Annotated in this window: 1 protein-coding gene; it reads left to right on the top strand. The window is 43.7% G+C overall.

Annotated features, from left to right (window positions below; all coding sequences use genetic code 11):
• Nucleotides 1–196 precede the first annotated feature (196 nt).
• On the top strand, nt 197–471 hold a 275-nt coding region (locus UF06_RS22195), incomplete at its 3' end, for a carbonic anhydrase family protein (protein WP_045572413.1).

The following is a 471-nucleotide window of genomic DNA, read 5'->3' on the forward strand; positions in this document are numbered from 1 at the left end:
TACCCCTCCCGCGGGCACTTATACCGACTCAATAATCGTTGATGTTCAATTTTGAGCATCATATCAATTGCATGACTAGAGGAGTTGATTCCAAAGTTTGTTTGCAATCATAGTTTCCACTCTGTAACGACCGAATCCTGTGAGATTAGTATGGCTTTGCTTTTACAACACTTCACTTGAAGGGATAAGGAAAATCATGAAAAAGTCACTTACAGCGATTGGATTGTCTTTGGTATTCGTTGGTTCGGCCAACGCAGCAAACTGGGGTTACGAAGGAAGTCACGGACCAGAGCATTGGGGCGAGTTTGCTTCTGAATGTGCGCAAGGTAAAAACCAAAGCCCGATTGATATTCATGCAGCGACGCAAGCTGAATTAGCAAAACTGCAATTGGATTACCAAGGCAAAGTGGTTGCGCTAACAAACAATGGTCACACATTGCAAACCAGCATTGAGGGAGAGAATGTTCTGAC

It is taken from the genome of Vibrio sp. S234-5, assembly GCF_000960595.1.
GTDB lineage: Bacteria > Pseudomonadota > Gammaproteobacteria > Enterobacterales > Vibrionaceae > Vibrio.